28 protein-coding genes are annotated in these 14,642 nt (G+C 63.6%); all 28 read right to left on the bottom strand.

From position 1 onward, the window contains the following. Positions 1-84: 84 nt before the first annotated feature. Positions 85-504: a 50S ribosomal protein L17 gene (gene rplQ, locus DES45_RS06890; RefSeq protein ID WP_114769231.1), complete on the bottom strand. Its 420-nt coding sequence runs from the start codon at positions 502-504 to the stop codon at positions 85-87. A 115-nt stretch (positions 505-619) separates the two neighbouring features. Further along, positions 620-1,642 (bottom strand): DNA-directed RNA polymerase subunit alpha, encoded by a 1,023-nt coding sequence (locus DES45_RS06885; RefSeq protein WP_425374267.1) that lies wholly within the window; start codon positions 1,640-1,642, stop codon positions 620-622. 88 nt (positions 1,643-1,730) lie between these two features. Beyond that, positions 1,731-2,120: a 30S ribosomal protein S11 gene (gene rpsK / locus DES45_RS06880; RefSeq protein WP_047186967.1), complete on the bottom strand. Its 390-nt coding sequence runs from the start codon at positions 2,118-2,120 to the stop codon at positions 1,731-1,733. 82 nt (positions 2,121-2,202) lie between these two features. Continuing rightward, positions 2,203-2,571 carry a 30S ribosomal protein S13 gene (rpsM, locus tag DES45_RS06875; protein WP_114769229.1) on the bottom strand — a complete coding sequence of 123 codons (369 nt, stop codon included), beginning with the start codon at positions 2,569-2,571 and terminating at the stop codon, positions 2,203-2,205. A 224-nt stretch (positions 2,572-2,795) separates the two neighbouring features. Beyond that, on the bottom strand, positions 2,796-3,377 hold the full coding sequence (locus DES45_RS06870; protein WP_114769228.1) for an adenylate kinase: 582 nt from the start codon (positions 3,375-3,377) through the stop codon (positions 2,796-2,798). Between the two features lie 53 nt (positions 3,378-3,430). Continuing rightward, entirely contained in the window at positions 3,431-4,768 is a 1,338-nt protein-coding gene (gene secY / locus DES45_RS06865) for a preprotein translocase subunit SecY (RefSeq protein WP_114769227.1), read from the bottom strand. A gap of 102 nt (positions 4,769-4,870) precedes the next feature. Further along, a complete protein-coding gene (rplO, locus tag DES45_RS06860; RefSeq protein WP_114769226.1) occupies positions 4,871-5,344 on the bottom strand; it encodes a 50S ribosomal protein L15 in 474 nt (157 codons plus the stop codon). Between the two features lie 10 nt (positions 5,345-5,354). Further along, entirely contained in the window at positions 5,355-5,564 is a 210-nt protein-coding gene (rpmD, locus tag DES45_RS06855; protein ID WP_114769225.1) for a 50S ribosomal protein L30, read from the bottom strand. Positions 5,565-5,578: 14 nt separating this feature from the next. After that, positions 5,579-6,142: a 30S ribosomal protein S5 gene (rpsE, locus tag DES45_RS06850; RefSeq protein ID WP_114769224.1), complete on the bottom strand. Its 564-nt coding sequence runs from the start codon at positions 6,140-6,142 to the stop codon at positions 5,579-5,581. Between the two features lie 61 nt (positions 6,143-6,203). Continuing rightward, complete coding sequence (rplR, locus tag DES45_RS06845) at positions 6,204-6,566, bottom strand: 50S ribosomal protein L18 (RefSeq protein ID WP_114769223.1); 363 nt, start codon at positions 6,564-6,566, stop codon at positions 6,204-6,206. Between the two features lie 12 nt (positions 6,567-6,578). Then, positions 6,579-7,112: a 50S ribosomal protein L6 gene (rplF, locus tag DES45_RS06840; RefSeq protein WP_114769222.1), complete on the bottom strand. Its 534-nt coding sequence runs from the start codon at positions 7,110-7,112 to the stop codon at positions 6,579-6,581. A gap of 39 nt (positions 7,113-7,151) precedes the next feature. After that, entirely contained in the window at positions 7,152-7,547 is a 396-nt protein-coding gene (gene rpsH / locus DES45_RS06835; RefSeq protein WP_114769221.1) for a 30S ribosomal protein S8, read from the bottom strand. 13 nt (positions 7,548-7,560) lie between these two features. Then, the gene (gene rpsN, locus DES45_RS06830) at positions 7,561-7,866 is read right to left on the bottom strand and encodes a 30S ribosomal protein S14 (RefSeq protein ID WP_114769220.1); all 306 of its coding nucleotides are present in this window, start codon (positions 7,864-7,866) and stop codon (positions 7,561-7,563) included. Between the two features lie 39 nt (positions 7,867-7,905). Then, the gene (gene rplE, locus DES45_RS06825) at positions 7,906-8,472 is read right to left on the bottom strand and encodes a 50S ribosomal protein L5 (RefSeq protein ID WP_114769219.1); all 567 of its coding nucleotides are present in this window, start codon (positions 8,470-8,472) and stop codon (positions 7,906-7,908) included. Next, the gene (rplX, locus tag DES45_RS06820) at positions 8,465-8,782 is read right to left on the bottom strand and encodes a 50S ribosomal protein L24 (protein ID WP_114769218.1); all 318 of its coding nucleotides are present in this window, start codon (positions 8,780-8,782) and stop codon (positions 8,465-8,467) included. The genes rplE and rplX overlap by 8 nt, the downstream gene beginning before the upstream one ends. Continuing rightward, positions 8,782-9,150 (bottom strand): 50S ribosomal protein L14, encoded by a 369-nt coding sequence (gene rplN / locus DES45_RS06815; RefSeq protein WP_009764309.1) that lies wholly within the window; start codon positions 9,148-9,150, stop codon positions 8,782-8,784. Before rplN ends, rplX begins: the two co-directional genes overlap by 1 nt. 174 nt (positions 9,151-9,324) lie before the next feature. Then, on the bottom strand, positions 9,325-9,558 hold the full coding sequence (gene rpsQ / locus DES45_RS06810; RefSeq protein WP_114769217.1) for a 30S ribosomal protein S17: 234 nt from the start codon (positions 9,556-9,558) through the stop codon (positions 9,325-9,327). Between the two features lie 12 nt (positions 9,559-9,570). Next, entirely contained in the window at positions 9,571-9,783 is a 213-nt protein-coding gene (gene rpmC / locus DES45_RS06805) for a 50S ribosomal protein L29 (protein WP_114769216.1), read from the bottom strand. Between the two features lie 10 nt (positions 9,784-9,793). Then, positions 9,794-10,207 (bottom strand): 50S ribosomal protein L16, encoded by a 414-nt coding sequence (rplP, locus tag DES45_RS06800; RefSeq protein WP_114769215.1) that lies wholly within the window; start codon positions 10,205-10,207, stop codon positions 9,794-9,796. Positions 10,208-10,231: 24 nt separating this feature from the next. After that, positions 10,232-10,936, bottom strand: a complete 705-nt coding sequence (gene rpsC, locus DES45_RS06795; RefSeq protein ID WP_114769214.1) for a 30S ribosomal protein S3 — start codon at positions 10,934-10,936, stop codon at positions 10,232-10,234. Between the two features lie 11 nt (positions 10,937-10,947). Next, a complete protein-coding gene (gene rplV, locus DES45_RS06790; RefSeq protein WP_114187984.1) occupies positions 10,948-11,328 on the bottom strand; it encodes a 50S ribosomal protein L22 in 381 nt (126 codons plus the stop codon). A 1-nt stretch (position 11,329) separates the two neighbouring features. After that, on the bottom strand, positions 11,330-11,608 hold the full coding sequence (gene rpsS, locus DES45_RS06785) for a 30S ribosomal protein S19 (protein WP_114187985.1): 279 nt from the start codon (positions 11,606-11,608) through the stop codon (positions 11,330-11,332). A 15-nt stretch (positions 11,609-11,623) separates the two neighbouring features. After that, on the bottom strand, positions 11,624-12,460 hold the full coding sequence (gene rplB, locus DES45_RS06780) for a 50S ribosomal protein L2 (protein WP_114769213.1): 837 nt from the start codon (positions 12,458-12,460) through the stop codon (positions 11,624-11,626). 20 nt (positions 12,461-12,480) lie between these two features. Continuing rightward, positions 12,481-12,777 carry a 50S ribosomal protein L23 gene (locus DES45_RS06775; protein ID WP_114769212.1) on the bottom strand — a complete coding sequence of 99 codons (297 nt, stop codon included), beginning with the start codon at positions 12,775-12,777 and terminating at the stop codon, positions 12,481-12,483. Beyond that, on the bottom strand, positions 12,774-13,394 hold the full coding sequence (gene rplD, locus DES45_RS06770) for a 50S ribosomal protein L4 (protein WP_114769211.1): 621 nt from the start codon (positions 13,392-13,394) through the stop codon (positions 12,774-12,776). The genes DES45_RS06775 and rplD overlap by 4 nt, the downstream gene beginning before the upstream one ends. Further along, complete coding sequence (gene rplC / locus DES45_RS06765; protein WP_114769210.1) at positions 13,394-14,125, bottom strand: 50S ribosomal protein L3; 732 nt, start codon at positions 14,123-14,125, stop codon at positions 13,394-13,396. The genes rplD and rplC overlap by 1 nt, the downstream gene beginning before the upstream one ends. Before the next feature lie 48 nt (positions 14,126-14,173). Further along, positions 14,174-14,482, bottom strand: a complete 309-nt coding sequence (gene rpsJ, locus DES45_RS06760) for a 30S ribosomal protein S10 (RefSeq protein ID WP_009764298.1) — start codon at positions 14,480-14,482, stop codon at positions 14,174-14,176. A 65-nt stretch (positions 14,483-14,547) separates the two neighbouring features. After that, the coding region (locus DES45_RS26325) for an EF-Tu C-terminal domain-related protein (protein WP_425374269.1) at positions 14,548-14,642 on the bottom strand (95 nt) is incomplete at its 5' end.

The raw sequence follows: 14,642 nt of genomic DNA, 5'->3' as shown, positions 1-14,642 counted from the left end.
CCAGCACCACGTTCGGACAGAGCGCCGAAGAAACGAAAAGGGCGGCCCGAGGACCGCCCTTTCACAATGCCGAGGTTTGAAGCCTTACGCGGCCTCGACGACCTCTTCCTTCTGAGTCGGGCCCGAATCCTGGCCGCGAGCGTCGACGTCACGGTCGACGAACTCGATCACGGCCATGGGGGCGTTGTCGCCGTAGCGGAAGCCGGCCTTGAGGACGCGGGTGTAGCCGCCCTGGCGCTCCTGGTAGCGCGGGCCGAGAACGCCGAAGAGCTTCTTCACCATGTCCTCGTCGCGCAGCTGCGACATCGCCAGACGGCGGGCGTGCAGGTCGCCGCGCTTGCCGAGGGTGATGAGCTTCTCGACCACGGGACGCAGGTCCTTGGCCTTCGGCAGGGTCGTGACGATCTGCTCGTGCTTGATCAGCGCAGCCGCCATGTTGGCGAACATTGCTTTGCGGTGCTCGGTCGTGCGGTTGAACCGACGACCTCGGAATCCGTGACGCATGGCTTTCTCCTTGATCTTCCGGCCGCCGTGCCAAGGGACGACCGTCTCTCTTCTGATCCGCCTTCAGGCGGGGACGAAAACGGGGACGCCGATGGGCTCGGCATCCCCGGCAGGCTTAGTAGTGCTCTTCGAAGCGCTTGGCGAGATCTTCGATGTTCTCGGGCGGCCAGCCGGGCACGTCCATGCCGAGATGGAGGCCCATGGAAGCCAGAACCTCCTTGATCTCGTTGAGCGACTTGCGGCCGAAGTTCGGGGTGCGGAGCATTTCCGCCTCGGACTTCTGGATGAGGTCGCCGATGTAGACGATGTTGTCGTTCTTGAGGCAATTCGCCGAACGGACCGACAGCTCGAGCTCGTCGACCTTCTTGAGCAGCGCCGGATTGAAGGGCAGCTGCGGCGCGGCGGCGGCGGCCTCCTCCTTGCGGGGCTCCTCGAAGTTCACGAAGACCTGGAGCTGGTCCTGGAGAATGCGGGCCGCGAAGGCGACGGCATCCTCAGGAGTCACGGCACCGTTGGTCTCGACGGTCATGATGAGCTTGTCGTAGTCGAGAATCTGGCCCTCGCGGGTGTTCTCGATGCGGTACGACACCTTCTTGACCGGGCTATAGAGCGAGTCGACCGGGATCAGGCCGATCGGAGCATCCTCGGCGCGGTTGCGCTCGGCCGGGACGTAGCCCTTGCCGGTGTCGACCGTGAACTCCATGCGGATCTCGGCGCCCTCGTCGAGGGTGCAGAGAACGAGCTCCGGGTTCAGGATCTGCACGTCGCCGACCGTGTTGATGTCGCCCGCCGTGACGGTGCCCGGGCCGGTCTTGCGGAGCGCCATGCGCTTCGGACCCTCGCCCTGCATCTTGATGGCGATCGTCTTCACGTTCAGGACGATGTCGGTCACATCCTCGCGGACGCCCGGGATGGAGGAGAACTCGTGCAGCACGCCGTCGATGTGGATCGACGTCACGGCGGCGCCCTGGAGGGACGACAGCAGAACGCGGCGCAGGGAGTTGCCCAGCGTCGTGCCAAAGCCACGCTCGAGAGGCTCGGCCACGACCGTCGCGATGCGCTTCGGATCGTCGCCGGGAGAGACTTCGAGCTTGTTGGGCTTAATCAGCTCTTGCCAGTTCTTTTGGATCACAACCACACCTCTTGCGGTACGGAATGAGGGCAGGCTTTTCGGCCCACCCTCAAAACTGGAACGCGCCCGGAGCGAGTCCGGGCGCTGGATGATCTTAGACGCGGCGACGCTTGCGCGGACGGCAGCCGTTGTGCGGGATCGGCGTCACGTCACGGATCGAGGTGACCGTGAAGCCGGCCGACTGGAGCGCGCGCAGGGCCGACTCGCGGCCGGAGCCGGGACCGGAGACCTCGACCTCGAGGGTGCGCATGCCGTGCTCGGAAGCCTTGCGGGCAGCGTCTTCGGCCGCGACCTGAGCGGCGTAAGGGGTCGACTTGCGCGAGCCCTTGAAGCCCATCGCGCCGGCCGAGGACCACGAGATCGTGTTGCCCTGGGCGTCGGTGATGGTGATCATGGTGTTGTTGAACGAGGCGTTCACATGCGCCACGCCGGAGACGATGTTCTTGCGTTCGCGGCGGCGGACGCGGGTCGCTTCTTTAGCCATTCTACTAACGATCCTTCAAACGCGCCCGTCATGCCAGGCGCTCGGGAGACAAGGGCCGCCCGTTGGGACGGCCGCAGGAAAATTACTTCTTCTTGCCGGCGATCGGCTTCGACTTGCCCTTGCGGGTGCGGGCGTTCGTGTGCGTGCGCTGGCCGCGGACCGGCAGGCTGCGACGGTGACGCAGGCCGCGATAGGCGCCGAGGTCCATGAGGCGCTTGATGTTCATGGACACTTCGCGGCGCAGGTCGCCTTCCACGATGTAGTCGCGGTCGATGGTCTCACGGATCTGGAGCACCTCGGCGTCGGTCAGCTGGTTCACGCGGCGCTCGGCCGGGATGTTGACCTTCTCGACGATCTCCTGGGCCTTCTTCGGGCCGATGCCGTGGATGTACTGGAGCGCGATCACAACGCGCTTGTTGGTCGGGATATTGACGCCTGCAATACGGGCCATCGTCCGTCTCCATGTAGCGAAGCCTTAAGGCTTCCGGTGGTGTTATCGCGCGTCCGGTGGAGGCCGGCCCCTGCGCGGGTTAAGAAGAACACAACAATCCGGAGCGGCTTCTCTCGAAACCCTCCGGATAAGCAGGTTCTTATGCAAGAGGCTTGCCCCTAGCGCAATTAAGGCCGGGGGTCAAGCCCTTTCGTTACGGCAGTAGGCCTTTCTGCCGCCTGACCTTAGCGACCGAGAATGCCCCGGATCGCCTCGGTCACCTCGTCGATCGGCCTCATGCCGTCGACGGTCTTCAGGGTGCCTTTGCTCTGGTAATAGGCCGACAGCGGCGCCGTCTGGGTCCGGTACGCCTCGAGGCGGGTCTTGAACACGTCCGGATTATCGTCCTTTCGGACCGGCTCGCCGCGGGCCTCGGTCTCCTTGGCGCGCTTGACGATGCGGTCGACGAGCTCGGCCTCGTTGACCTTGAACTCGATCACGCCGTCGAGCTTGAGGCCCTTCTCGGCCAGCATGGCGTCGAACGCCTCAGCCTGCGCCACCGTGCGCGGGAAGCCGTCGAGGATGAAGCCGTTCTTCGCGTCGGTCTCCTCGATCCGGTCCGCGATGATGCCGACGACGATGTCGTCCGACACCAGCGCTCCGGAATCCATGACGGCCTTGGCCTTCATGCCCACCGGAGTGCCGGCGGCCACGGCTGCGCGGAGCATGTCGCCGGTCGAGAGCTGCGGAATCCCGAGCCGCTCGACCAACCGCACGGCCTGGGTTCCTTTTCCGGCCCCAGGCGGCCCCAGCAGAATGATTCTCATCGACGTCCCCCTCTAGCGTCGAGTATCCCCGCCCTGCGGCGGGGATCAAGATCTTAGCGTCGCCGGCTGCCCTTGAGCTTGGCCTTCTTCACAAGCCCCTCGTACTGGTGAGCCAGCAGATGGCCGTGGACCTGGGCCACCGTGTCCATGGTGACGGACACGACGATCAGGAGCGAGGTGCCGCCGAAGTAGAAAGGCAGCGCCGCATAGGAGACGAGAAGCTCGGGAATCAGGCAGATGATGACGAGATAAGCTGCACCGAGGACCGTGATTCGAGTCAACACCTGATCGATGAACTCAGCTGTGCGCTCACCCGGACGAATGCCCGGAATGAAGCCGCCCTGCTTCTTCAGGTTGTCGGCCGTCTCCTGCGGATTGAAGACGATCGCGGTGTAGAAGAAGGCAAAGAACACGATCAGCGCTGCGTACAGGAACATATAGGCTGGGCGGCCATGTCCGAGGTAGGTCGTCAGCATCGAGATGATGCCGGTCCCGCCCTGGCTGGTCTGGAAGCTGGCGATCGTTGCCGGCAGGAGAAGCAGCGACGAGGCGAAGATCGGCGGGATCACGCCTGACGTATTGAGCTTGAGCGGCAGGAACGAGGTCTGGCCTTCGTAGAGACGGTTGCCGACCTGGCGCTTCGGGTAGTTGATCAGGAGACGCCGCTGGGCGCGCTCCATGAACACCACGAAGTAGATGATAGCGACGGCCATCACGATGACGCCGATGATCAGGCCCGTGGAGATCGCGCCCTGGCGGCCGAGCTCGAGGGTGCCGGCGATGGCCGTCGGCAGGTTGGCCACGATGCCGGCGAAGATGATCAGCGAGGTGCCGTTGCCGATGCCGCGCGAGGTGATCTGCTCACCCAGCCACATGAGGAACATCGTGCCGCCGGTCAGCGTGATCACGGTCGAGATCAGGAAGAACAGACCCGGATTCTGGACGATCGTGCCTGAACTCTGGAGGCCCACGGCAATGCCCCAGGACTGGAACACGGCGAGCAGCACCGTCAGGTAGCGGGTGTACTGGTTGAGGATCTTGCGACCCGCCTCGCCTTCCTTCTTCAGCGCCTCGAGCGACGGCAGGACCGACGTGAGCAGCTGGATGATGATGGAGGCCGAGATGTACGGCATGATATTCAGGGCGAAGATGGCCATGCGCTCGACGGCGCCGCCCGAGAACATGTTGAAGAGTCCTAGCACGCCGCCGCTGGCGCTCTGGAAGCTCTGGCGAAGAGCCTCAGGATCGATGCCGGGCAGTGGAATGTAGGTGCCGAGACGGTAGACGATGAGTGCGCCGAGAGTGAACCAAATGCGCTTCTTCAACTCTTCGGCTTTGGCGATCGAACCAAAATTGATGTTCGCCGCAAGTTGTTCGGCTGCTGAAGCCATGTTCCGTCCCCGAAAAAGGTGGATACGTGATACCGATCACGCAAACGGCGGCCTCGCGATCAGACGCGGGCCGCCGCTTGGTTATTCAATGTGGGCGCTGGCTCACGCCTGTGCAACGGCGCCCAGAAGGGTCACCGAGCCGCCCGCCTTCTCGATCGCCTCGACGGCGGACTTCGACGCACCCGCAACCTGGAACGTCAGCTTGGCCTTGAGCTCGCCGACGCCGAGGATCTTCACGCCGTCGCGCGGCTTGGAGATCACGCCGGCGGCCACGAGTGCCTCGTTGGTGACCGGGTTGGCCTGGTCGAGCTTGCCGGCCTCGACAGCCTGCTGGATACGGCCGAGGTTGACCTCATTCAGCTCGATCGCGTTCGGCTTGTTGAAGCCACGCTTCGGCAGACGACGGTGCAGAGGCATCTGACCGCCTTCGAAGCCCTTGATCGAGACGCCCGTACGGGACTTCTGACCCTTGACGCCGCGGCCACCGGTCTTGCCCTTGCCGGAGCCGATACCACGGCCGACACGCATCCGGTTCTTCGAGGCGCCTTCGTTGTCACGAATTTCATTGAGTTTCATGACGCTCTCCTCACTGCCCGTCGACAACGCGCACGAGGTGCTTGACCTTTTCGATCATGCCGCGAACCGCAGGCGTGTCTTCCAAGGTCGAAGTACGGTGGAGCTTGTTGAGCTTGAGGCCGACCAGCGTCTGGCGCTGCTTGGCTTCGCGGCGGATCGGGGAGCCGATCTGCTCAACGGTGATGGTCTTTGCTGCATCAGCGGCAGGCTTCTTCGCCATGGATGGAGCCTCCCTTACGCTTCAGCGGCTTCTTCGACGCCGGCATCGCGGCGGCGAGCCTGGAGCGTCGAGACCTTCAGACCGCGGCGAGCGGCGACCGAACGCGGGCTGTCCTCGTTCTTGAGCGCGTCGAACGTGGCGCGCACGAGGTTGTACGGGTTCGAGGAGCCGAGCGACTTCGCGACCACGTCCTGCATGCCCAGCGTCTCGAAGACGGCACGCATCGGACCGCCGGCGATGATGCCGGTGCCCTGCGGGGCGGCGCGGAGCACCACCTTGCCGGCGCCATGACGGCCGTTCACGTCGTGATGCAGCGTGCGGCCCTCGCGGAGCGCCACGCGGATCATCGAACGCTTCGCGGCGTCCGTAGCCTTGCGGATCGCTTCCGGAACCTCACGGGCCTTGCCGTGACCGAAGCCGACGCGACCCTTCTGGTCGCCGACGACCACCAGAGCGGCGAAGCCGAAGCGACGGCCGCCCTTCACGACCTTCGCGACGCGGTTGATGTGCACCAACCGATCGACGAATTCGCTGTCGCGCTCTTCGCGATCAGCACGTTCTCTTGGTTCTCTTGCCATGAGACCTCTCACTTGCGCGGGCGGCGGGCCCGCTCGCTAGGGGTTTTCGAAAAACCCGCCGTTAGAAATCGAGACCACCTTCGCGGGCCGCGTCGGCCAGAGCCTTCACGCGACCGTGGAAGAGATAGCCGGACCGGTCGAAGATGACCTGCTTCACGCCGGCCGCAGCCGCGCGTTCCGCAACGAGCCGCCCAACTTCCTTTGCCGCCTCTACGGTGGCGCCGGTCTTGAGCTTGCCCTTCAGGTCCTTTTCGAGGGTCGATGCCGAAGCGACGGTATGACCACGCTCGTCATCGATGACCTGGGCATAGATCTGCTTGGACGAACGGAAAACCGACAAACGCGGCCGGCCATTCGCAGCCTTCTTGATCGCACGGCGCACACGAGCCTTGCGGCGATCTTCGGCGCCTTTCTTCTCAGCCATGATACGTCGTCCTTACTTCTTCTTGCCTTCCTTGCGGAAGATGAACTCGTCGGCATACTTGACGCCCTTGCCCTTGTAGGGCTCCGGACCGCGATAATCGCGGATCTCGGCGGCGGTCTGACCGACCTTCTGCTTGTCGATGCCGGCAACAACGACTTCGGTCGGCTTGGGCGTCGTGATCGTCACGCCAGCCGGGATCTCGTAGTCGATGTCATGGCTGTAGCCGAGCGAGAGCTTGAGCACCTTGCCGGCAACGGCGGCGCGGTAGCCGACGCCGTTGATCTCGAGGCGCTTCTCGAAGCCCTTGGACACACCCTCGACCAGGTTCGCGACCTGAGCGCGGGCCATACCCCACTTCGCACGGGCGGTCTTGGACTCGTCGCGCGGGTTCACCGACACGGCCCCGTCCTGGAACGCAACCGACACTTCCTCGGGAACGACGAACGACAGCTCGCCCTTCGCACCCTTCATCTTCACCATCTGACCGTCGACGGTGGCCGTCACACCGGACGGGACCGTAACGGGCTTTTTGCCTACGCGGGACATTCTCGAATCTCCGTGGTTCTGTGCTGATGCTGCGAGGTCTTAGAAGACCTTGCAGAGCACTTCGCCGCCCACGTTCTTCTCGCGAGCCTCGTGATCCGCCATCACGCCCTGCGGCGTGGAGAGGATCGTGATTCCGAGGCCGTCAGCGACGCGCGGCATCGTGTCGACGGAAGCGTACACGCGGCGGCCCGGCTTGGAGACTCGCTCGATGGAGCGGATCACCGGCTGGCCGTCGTAGTACTTGAGCTCGATCGAAAACTCCGTCCGGCCGTTGCCGAACTCGGTCTGCGAGTAATCGCGGATGTAGCCCTCGCTCTTGAGAACCTCGAGCACACGGGCGCGAAGCTTCGAGCCGGGGGTGACAACCGAACCGCGACGGCGCATCTGCGCGTTGCGGATACGGGTGAGCATATCGCCCAACGGATCATTGACCATCAGATGCCCTCCCTTACCAGCTGGACTTCACGAGGCCCGGGATCAGGCCCTTGGAACCGAGCTCGCGCAGGGCGATGCGGGACATGCCGAGCTTGCGGTAGTACGCACGCGGACGGCCGGTGACCTCGCAGCGGTTCCGGATGCGGGTGGGGCTCGAGTTGCGGGGCAGCTCGGCCAGCTTGAGGCGCGCCTCGAAGCGCTCCTCCATGGACTTCGCCTCGTCGTTGGCAACAGCCAGCAGACGCTCGCGGCGGCCGGCATACTGCTTCACGAGCTTGCGACGAAGCTTGTTCTTCTCAATAGAGCTTTTCTTAGCCATTCGTTTATCTCCAGTGTCCGCGTCTGAGGACAGCTATCCTCACTGCCGGAACGGGAAGTTGAAGTGACGCAGGAGCGCACGGGCCTCTTCGTCCGTCTTCGCCGTGGTGGCGATGATGACGTCCATGCCCCAAACCTGCTCGGCCTTGTCGTAGTTGATCTCAGGGAACACCAGGTGCTCCTTGATGCCGAGGGCGTAGTTGCCGCGGCCGTCGAACGACTTCGGGTTCAGGCCCCGGAAGTCACGGACGCGCGGGAGCGCGACGGTCACGAGGCGATCCATAAACTCGTACATGCGAGCCTTGCGCAGCGTGACCTTGGCACCGATCGGCATGCCCTCGCGGACCTTGAACTGCGAGATCGCCTTGCGGGCCTTAGTGATCACCGGCTTCTGGCCGGCGATGAGAGCGAGATCGGCAGCGGCCACGGAGGCCTTCTTCGAGTCGGCGGTGGACTCGCCGACGCCCATGTTCAGCACGATCTTGTCGATCGCCGGAACTTCCATGGGGTTCTTGTAGCCGAACTCTTCGATCAGCTTCGGACGCACCACTTCCTCGTAGTGCTTCTTGAGCCGCGGGGTGTACCCGTCCAACTGAGCCTTAGCCATCGATCAGGTCTCCCGAACGCTTGGCGAACCGAACCTTGCGGCCGTCGTCCAGAACTTTGAAACCAACCCGGGTCGGCTTGCCGTCCTTCGGGTCCGCATAGGCCAGGTTCGACAGGTGGATCGGCGCCTCCTTGGAGATGATGCCGCCCTCCTGCGCTGCCGTCTGGCGCTGATGGCGCTTCACGAGGTTCACGCCGCGGACGACCGCGCGCTCTTCCTTCGGGAGCACCTGCACGACTTCACCGGTCTTGCCCTTGTCGCGACCGGTCAGGACGACGACCTTGTCGCCCTTCTTGATCTTCGCGGCCATTAGAGCACCTCCGGCGCAAGCGAAATGATCTTCATGTGGTTCTTGGCACGCAGCTCACGCGGAACGGGGCCGAAGATACGGGTGCCGACCGGCTCTTTCTGATTGTTGATCAGAACGGCGGCGTTCCGGTCGAACCGGATGACGGAGCCGTCAGCGCGACGGATGTCCTTGGCGGTGCGCACGACGACCGCCTTCATGACGTCGCCCTTCTTCACGCGACCGCGCGGAATAGCCTCTTTTACGGAGACGACGATGATATCGCCGACAGAAGCGTACTTACGCTTCGAACCGCCGAGAACCTTGATGCACATCACGCGACGGGCGCCGGAATTGTCGGCGACGTCAAGATTCGTCTGCATCTGGATCATGGCTTTGATCCTTTCCTTTGTTTCAGACAGGTTTCCGGGCCAAGGCAGGATTGCCTTCCCGGACTACGCCTGACGGGGATCTGATGTCCCCTGCCCTTCATAATGTCGAGAAAGGCGGCCGTATACACGAACCGCCCTCTTCAGACAACCCCAAATCCCAAGGTTTTTTAAGCCTTAGCCTTGGTTGACGAGCACCCAGGTCTTGAGTTTGGACAGCGGACGGGACTCCTCGATGAAGACCGTGTCGCCGACCTTGGCCGTGTTGTTCTCGTCATGAGCGTGGTAGTTCTTCGTCTTACGCACGGTCTTTTTCATGACCGGATGCGTGAAACGGCGCTCCACCTTCACGACGACCGTCTTGTCCTGCTTGTCGCTGACAACGACGCCCTGCAAAACGCGCTTTGGCATCTTGATTTCCTCTTAAGCCTTCGCCGCAGCCGCCTTCTGGCGCTGCAACGTCTTGACACGGGCGATGTCCCTGCGGACCTGGCGGACGCGTCCGGTGTTCTCGAGCTGGCCCGTCGCCCGCTGGAAGCGCAGGTTGAACTGCTCCTTCTTCAGGTTCACGAGCTCGTCGGACAGCTGATCGGTCGACATCGCGTTCAGGTCAGAGGCTCTCTGTGTGGACTTCATGATAACCTCCTTACTCCGCAATGCGCTGGATGAAGCGCGTCCTGATCGGGAGCTTGGCAGCGCCGAGACGGAGCGCCTCGCGGGCGATATCCTCCGGCACGCCGTCGATCTCGAACATGATGCGGCCGGGCTTGACCTTGGCCGCCCAATACTCGGGAGCGCCCTTGCCCTTACCCATACGCACTTCGGTAGGCTTGGTCGACACCGGCACGTCCGGGAAGATGCGGATCCAGACGCGACCCGCGCGCTTCATGGCGCGGGTGATCGCACGGCGGGCCGCTTCGATCTGACGAGCGTTGACACGCTCGGGTTCCATCGCCTTCAGGCCGAACTGGCCGAAGTTGAGGTCCGTGCCGCCCTTCGCGGTGCCGGAGATCCGGCCCTTGAACTGCTTACGGAACTTTGTCTTCTTCGGTTGCAACATGGCAAACCTCTCCTGCCCTCTCGGTTACGCCGCCTGCTCGCGGCGACCACCGGAACGGCCACCCTCTTCGTTCATCCGCTTGTCCTGAGCCATCGGGTCGTGCTCAAGGATTTCGCCCTTGAAGATCCAGACCTTGATGCCGCAGGTGCCGTAGGTGGTGAACGCGGTCGACGTGCCGTAATCCACATCCGCACGCAGCGTGTGCAGCGGAACCCGGCCCTCGCGGTACCACTCCTGACGGGCGATCTCGGCGCCGCCGAGACGTCCCGAGCAGTTGATCCGGATGCCCTCGGCGCCCAGACGCATCGCCGACTGAACGGCGCGCTTCATGGCGCGGCGGAACGCGACGCGGCGCTCCAGCTGCTGGGCGATCGAATCAGCCACCAGGGTGGCATCGACTTCCGGCTTGCGGACTTCGACGATGTTGATCGAAACATCCGCATTGGTCATCTTGTTGACGAGCTTGCGGAGCTTCTCGATGTCGGCGCCCTTCTTGCCGATCACCACGCCCGGACGGCCCGAGTGGATGGTGACGCGGCACTTCTTGTGCGGACGCTCGATCACGATCTTCGAAACGGCGGCCTGCTTGAGCTGCTTCATGAGAGCATCGCGGATCGCCATGTCCTCATGCATCAGCTTGGCGTACTCGCCCTTGCCGGCGAACCAGCGCGAGTCCCAGGTCCGGTTGATGCCGAGCCGAAGACCAATCGGGTTAACTTTCTGACCCATCTGGTTCTCCTTTACGCCTGTTCGGCGACTTCCCGAACCACGATCGTGAGGTTCGAGAACGGCTTCATGATACGAGCACCCCGGCCACGAGCCCGGGCGTGAAAGCGCTTCATGACGAGCGCCTTGCCGACAAAAGCCTGGCTGACGACGAGATCGTCCACATCGAGGTTGTGGTTGTTCTCGGCATTGGCGATGGCGCTCTCGAGGCACTTCTTGACGTCACGAGCAATCCGCTTGCGGGAGAACTCGAGATCGGCAAGTGCCGTGGAAACCTTCTTGCCGCGGATGAGGGCCGCAACAAGATTGAGCTTCTGAGGGCTGACGCGCAGCATGCGAGCGACGGCTTGAGCCTCTTGATCGCTCAGTGCGCGAGGAGTCGCGGCCTTACCCATCTTACTTCCTCTTCGCCTTCTTGTCCGCTGCGTGACCGTGGAAGGTCCGGGTCGGCGAGAACTCGCCGAACTTGTGACCCACCATCTCCTCGCTCACGTAGACGGGGATGTGCTTCTGACCGTTGTAGACCCCGAAAGTGAGGCCCACGAACTGCGGGAGGATCGTGGAGCGACGGCTCCAGATCTTGATGACCTCGGAGCGGCCCGCACCACGGGCAGCCTCGGCCTTCTTGAGGAGGTAACCGTCGACGAACGGACCCTTCCAAAGCGAACGTGCCATGACGTGCCTCTGTCCTTACTTCTTCCGTGCGTGGCGGCTCGACACGATGAACTTGTCGGTCCGCTTGTTCGAACGGGTTTTCTTGCCTTTGGTCGGAATGCCCCACGGCGTCACCGGATGGCGACCACCGGAGGTGCGGCCCTCACCACCACCGTGCGGGTGGTCGATCGGGTTCATGGCCACGCCGCGGTTGTGCGGACGCTTGCCGAGCCAGCGGTTGCGACCCGCCTTACCGACCGAGGTGTTCATGTGGTCGGGGTTCGACACGGCGCCGACGGTGGCGAAGCACTGGCCATGGACCAGACGCTGCTCGCCGGAGTTCAGGCGCACCGTGACGTAGCCCTGGTCACGACCCACGATCTGGGCGTAGGTGCCGGCCGAGCGGGCGACGGCGCCGCCGCGGCCGATCTTGAGCTCCACGTTGTGGATGATCGTGCCCACGGGCATGTTGCCGATCGGCATCGCGTTGCCGGGCTTGATGTCGACCTGCTCGCCGGCCGACACCTGATCGCCCACCGCAAGACGCTGCGGGGCCAGGATGTAGGACAGCTCGCCGTCCGCATAGCGGATGAGCGCGATGAAGGCGCTGCGGTTCGGATCGTACTCGATCCGCTCCACGGTCGCGACATCGCCAAGACGCGAGCGGCGCTTGAAGTCGACGTTGCGCAGGGTGCGCTTGTGACCACCGCCACGGAAGCGGACGGTCACGCGACCCAGGTTGTTGCGGCCGCCGGAGGAGCTCTTGCCCTCCGTCAGAGCCTTGACCGGCTTGCCCTTGTAGAGCTCGCTGCGGTCGACGATCACCAGCTGGCGCAGGCCGGGGGTGATTGGTTTGAAAGTCTTCAAAGCCATCGGATCACTCTCTCGTCCGATCAGAGGCCCGTCGTGACATCGATGGTCTGGCCCTCTTCGAGGGTCACAACCGCCTTCTTCACGTCCGACCGCTGGCCGCGGGTGCCGCGGAACATCTTCACCTTGCCCTTGGTGACGAGCGTGTTGACGCTCTTCACCTTGACATCGAACAGCTTCTCAACCGCTTCCTTGATCTGCGGCTTCGTCGCATCCGGCTTCACCTTGAAGACGACCTTGTTCTGATCGGACAGGGCCGTGGCCTTCTCGGTGATCACCGGGCTCACGATCACATCGTAGTGGCGCGGGTCCAGGCTCATTTGAAGCGCGCCTCCAGCGCATCGACAGCCGCCTTCGTGAGAACGAGCTTCTCGCGACGGAGAATGTCATAGACGTTGATGCCCTGCACCGGCAGGACGTCGATGTTCGGGATGTTGCGAGCAGCGCGCTGGAAGTTCGCCTCGATCTCAGCACCGCCGATGATCAGGGCGTTGGCCAGACCGAGCTTGCCGAAACGCTCCACGAGTGCCTTCGTCTTGGCCTCGGAAAGCTGCACGTCATCGACAACGATGAGCGAAGCGTCCTTGGCCTTAGACGAGAGCGCATGCTTCAGAGCAAGAGCGCGGACCTTCTTGGGCAGGTCGTGAGCATGGCTGCGGACCTGCGGGCCGAAGGCACGACCGCCGCCCCGGAACTGGGGAGCGCTCGCGGCGCCGTGACGGGCGCTGCCGGTGCCCTTCTGCTTGTAGACCTTCTTGGTCGTCCGATCGATATCCGAGCGGTTCTTCACGGCATGCGTGCCGGCCTGGCGCTTGGCGAGCTGCCAGCGGACGCAGCGGGCGAGAAGGTCGGCGCGCGGATCGAGGCCGAAGATCGCCTCGTTCAGATCGACGGAACCGGCCTTAGCGCCCTCGAGCGTGGTGACATCGAGCTTCATCACGCATTCTCCTCTTGGGCTTCAGCAGCCGGAGCGGCGGGTGCAGCGTCGTTGGCGGCCGAACGGAAGGAGCCGGGCATCGGCACGTCCTTCGGCAGCTTCCGCTTCACCGCGTCGCGGACGAAGATCCAACCGCCGGCAACGCCAGGAACGGCGCCTTCGACGAGGATCAGACCGCGCTCGACGTCGGTCGACACCACGCGCAGGTTCTGCGTCGTGACGCGCTCGACACCGAGGTGACCCGGCATCTTCTTGTTCTTGAACGTCTTGCCCGGATCCTGGCGGCCACCGGTCGAACCGATCGAGCGGTGGGAGATCGACACGCCGTGCGTGGCGCGCAGACCGCCGAAGTTCCAGCGCTTCATGCCGCCGGCGAAGCCCTTACCGGTCGTGATGCCAGTGACATCGACGAACTGACCGGCAATGAAGTGGTCCGCCGTGATCTCGGCGCCCACTGGGATGACAGCATCCTCGGAGACGCGGAACTCGGCGAGTTTCCGCTTCGGCTCGACCTGGGCGACGGCGAAACGACCGCGCTCAGCCTTCGAGACGTTCTTGACCTTGGCCTTGCCGACGCCGACCTGCAGCGCGGTGTAGCCGTTCTTTTCCTTGGTCATGTGGGCGACGACCTGGCAGTTGTCGACCTTCAGAACCGTGACCGGGACGTGCTCCCCGGCATCCGTGAAGATGCGGGTCATCCCCAATTTCTGTGCAATGACGCCTGAGCGCATGTGCGTATCCTCTCGACGTGTCTACCGTAAGCTCCAAGCCGAAACGGCTTAGAGCTTGATCTCCACGTCCACGCCCGCCGCGAGATCGAGCTTCATCAGCGCGTCCACGGTCTGGGGGGTGGGGTCCACGATATCGAGAACGCGCTTGTGAGTGCGCATCTCGAACTGCTCACGCGACTTCTTGTCGATGTGAGGCGAGCGAAGAACCGTAAAGCGCTCGATGCGCGTCGGCAGCGGGATGGGCCCGCGAACCTGTGCGCCGGTCCGCTTCGCGGTCGACACGATCTCACGTGTCGACGCGTCGAGGATCCGGTGGTCGAACGCCTTAAGGCGAATGCGGATATTCTGACCGTTCATGGGTTGACCTCAGCAAGGGAGAAGACCGGCCCTCGGACCGGCCCGCTCCTTTGATCCTCTTAAAATTAGTCCATCACGCTGGCGACGACGCCGGCGCCGACGGTGCGGCCGCCCTCACGGATGGCGAAGCGCAGCTTCTCCTCCATGGCGATCGGCGCGA

Source organism: Microvirga subterranea, assembly GCF_003350535.1.
Lineage (GTDB): Bacteria > Pseudomonadota > Alphaproteobacteria > Rhizobiales > Beijerinckiaceae > Microvirga > Microvirga subterranea.
The sequence above is the reverse complement of the archived record's forward strand: the minus strand, read 5'-3'. Positions and strand labels throughout refer to the sequence as shown.

Excerpts from the sequence above, each read along its gene's own strand:
- rplQ (WP_114769231.1), bottom strand. The coding sequence starts at position 504 with ATGCGTCACGGATTCCGAGGTCGTCGGTTCAACCGCACGACCGAGCAC.
- rpsK (WP_047186967.1), bottom strand. The coding sequence starts at position 2,120 with ATGGCTAAAGAAGCGACCCGCGTCCGCCGCCGCGAACGCAAGAACATC.
- rpsM (WP_114769229.1), bottom strand. The coding sequence starts at position 2,571 with ATGGCCCGTATTGCAGGCGTCAATATCCCGACCAACAAGCGCGTTGTG.
- DES45_RS06870 (WP_114769228.1), bottom strand. The coding sequence starts at position 3,377 with ATGAGAATCATTCTGCTGGGGCCGCCTGGGGCCGGAAAAGGAACCCAG.
- secY (WP_114769227.1), bottom strand. The coding sequence starts at position 4,768 with ATGGCTTCAGCAGCCGAACAACTTGCGGCGAACATCAATTTTGGTTCG.
- rplO (WP_114769226.1), bottom strand. The coding sequence starts at position 5,344 with ATGAAACTCAATGAAATTCGTGACAACGAAGGCGCCTCGAAGAACCGG.
- rpmD (WP_114769225.1), bottom strand. The coding sequence starts at position 5,564 with ATGGCGAAGAAGCCTGCCGCTGATGCAGCAAAGACCATCACCGTTGAG.
- rpsE (WP_114769224.1), bottom strand. The coding sequence starts at position 6,142 with ATGGCAAGAGAACCAAGAGAACGTGCTGATCGCGAAGAGCGCGACAGC.
- rplR (WP_114769223.1), bottom strand. The coding sequence starts at position 6,566 with ATGGCTGAGAAGAAAGGCGCCGAAGATCGCCGCAAGGCTCGTGTGCGC.
- rplF (WP_114769222.1), bottom strand. The coding sequence starts at position 7,112 with ATGTCCCGCGTAGGCAAAAAGCCCGTTACGGTCCCGTCCGGTGTGACG.
- rpsH (WP_114769221.1), bottom strand. The coding sequence starts at position 7,547 with ATGGTCAATGATCCGTTGGGCGATATGCTCACCCGTATCCGCAACGCG.
- rpsN (WP_114769220.1), bottom strand. The coding sequence starts at position 7,866 with ATGGCTAAGAAAAGCTCTATTGAGAAGAACAAGCTTCGTCGCAAGCTC.
- rplE (WP_114769219.1), bottom strand. The coding sequence starts at position 8,472 with ATGGCTAAGGCTCAGTTGGACGGGTACACCCCGCGGCTCAAGAAGCAC.
- rplX (WP_114769218.1), bottom strand. The coding sequence starts at position 8,782 with ATGGCCGCGAAGATCAAGAAGGGCGACAAGGTCGTCGTCCTGACCGGT.
- rplN (WP_009764309.1), bottom strand. The coding sequence starts at position 9,150 with ATGATCCAGATGCAGACGAATCTTGACGTCGCCGACAATTCCGGCGCC.
- rpsQ (WP_114769217.1), bottom strand. The coding sequence starts at position 9,558 with ATGCCAAAGCGCGTTTTGCAGGGCGTCGTTGTCAGCGACAAGCAGGAC.
- rpmC (WP_114769216.1), bottom strand. The coding sequence starts at position 9,783 with ATGAAGTCCACACAGAGAGCCTCTGACCTGAACGCGATGTCGACCGAT.
- rplP (WP_114769215.1), bottom strand. The coding sequence starts at position 10,207 with ATGTTGCAACCGAAGAAGACAAAGTTCCGTAAGCAGTTCAAGGGCCGG.
- rpsC (WP_114769214.1), bottom strand. The coding sequence starts at position 10,936 with ATGGGTCAGAAAGTTAACCCGATTGGTCTTCGGCTCGGCATCAACCGG.
- rplV (WP_114187984.1), bottom strand. The coding sequence starts at position 11,328 with ATGGGTAAGGCCGCGACTCCTCGCGCACTGAGCGATCAAGAGGCTCAA.
- rpsS (WP_114187985.1), bottom strand. The coding sequence starts at position 11,608 with ATGGCACGTTCGCTTTGGAAGGGTCCGTTCGTCGACGGTTACCTCCTC.
- rplB (WP_114769213.1), bottom strand. The coding sequence starts at position 12,460 with ATGGCTTTGAAGACTTTCAAACCAATCACCCCCGGCCTGCGCCAGCTG.
- DES45_RS06775 (WP_114769212.1), bottom strand. The coding sequence starts at position 12,777 with ATGAGCCTGGACCCGCGCCACTACGATGTGATCGTGAGCCCGGTGATC.
- rplD (WP_114769211.1), bottom strand. The coding sequence starts at position 13,394 with ATGAAGCTCGATGTCACCACGCTCGAGGGCGCTAAGGCCGGTTCCGTC.
- rplC (WP_114769210.1), bottom strand. The coding sequence starts at position 14,125 with ATGCGCTCAGGCGTCATTGCACAGAAATTGGGGATGACCCGCATCTTC.
- rpsJ (WP_009764298.1), bottom strand. The coding sequence starts at position 14,482 with ATGAACGGTCAGAATATCCGCATTCGCCTTAAGGCGTTCGACCACCGG.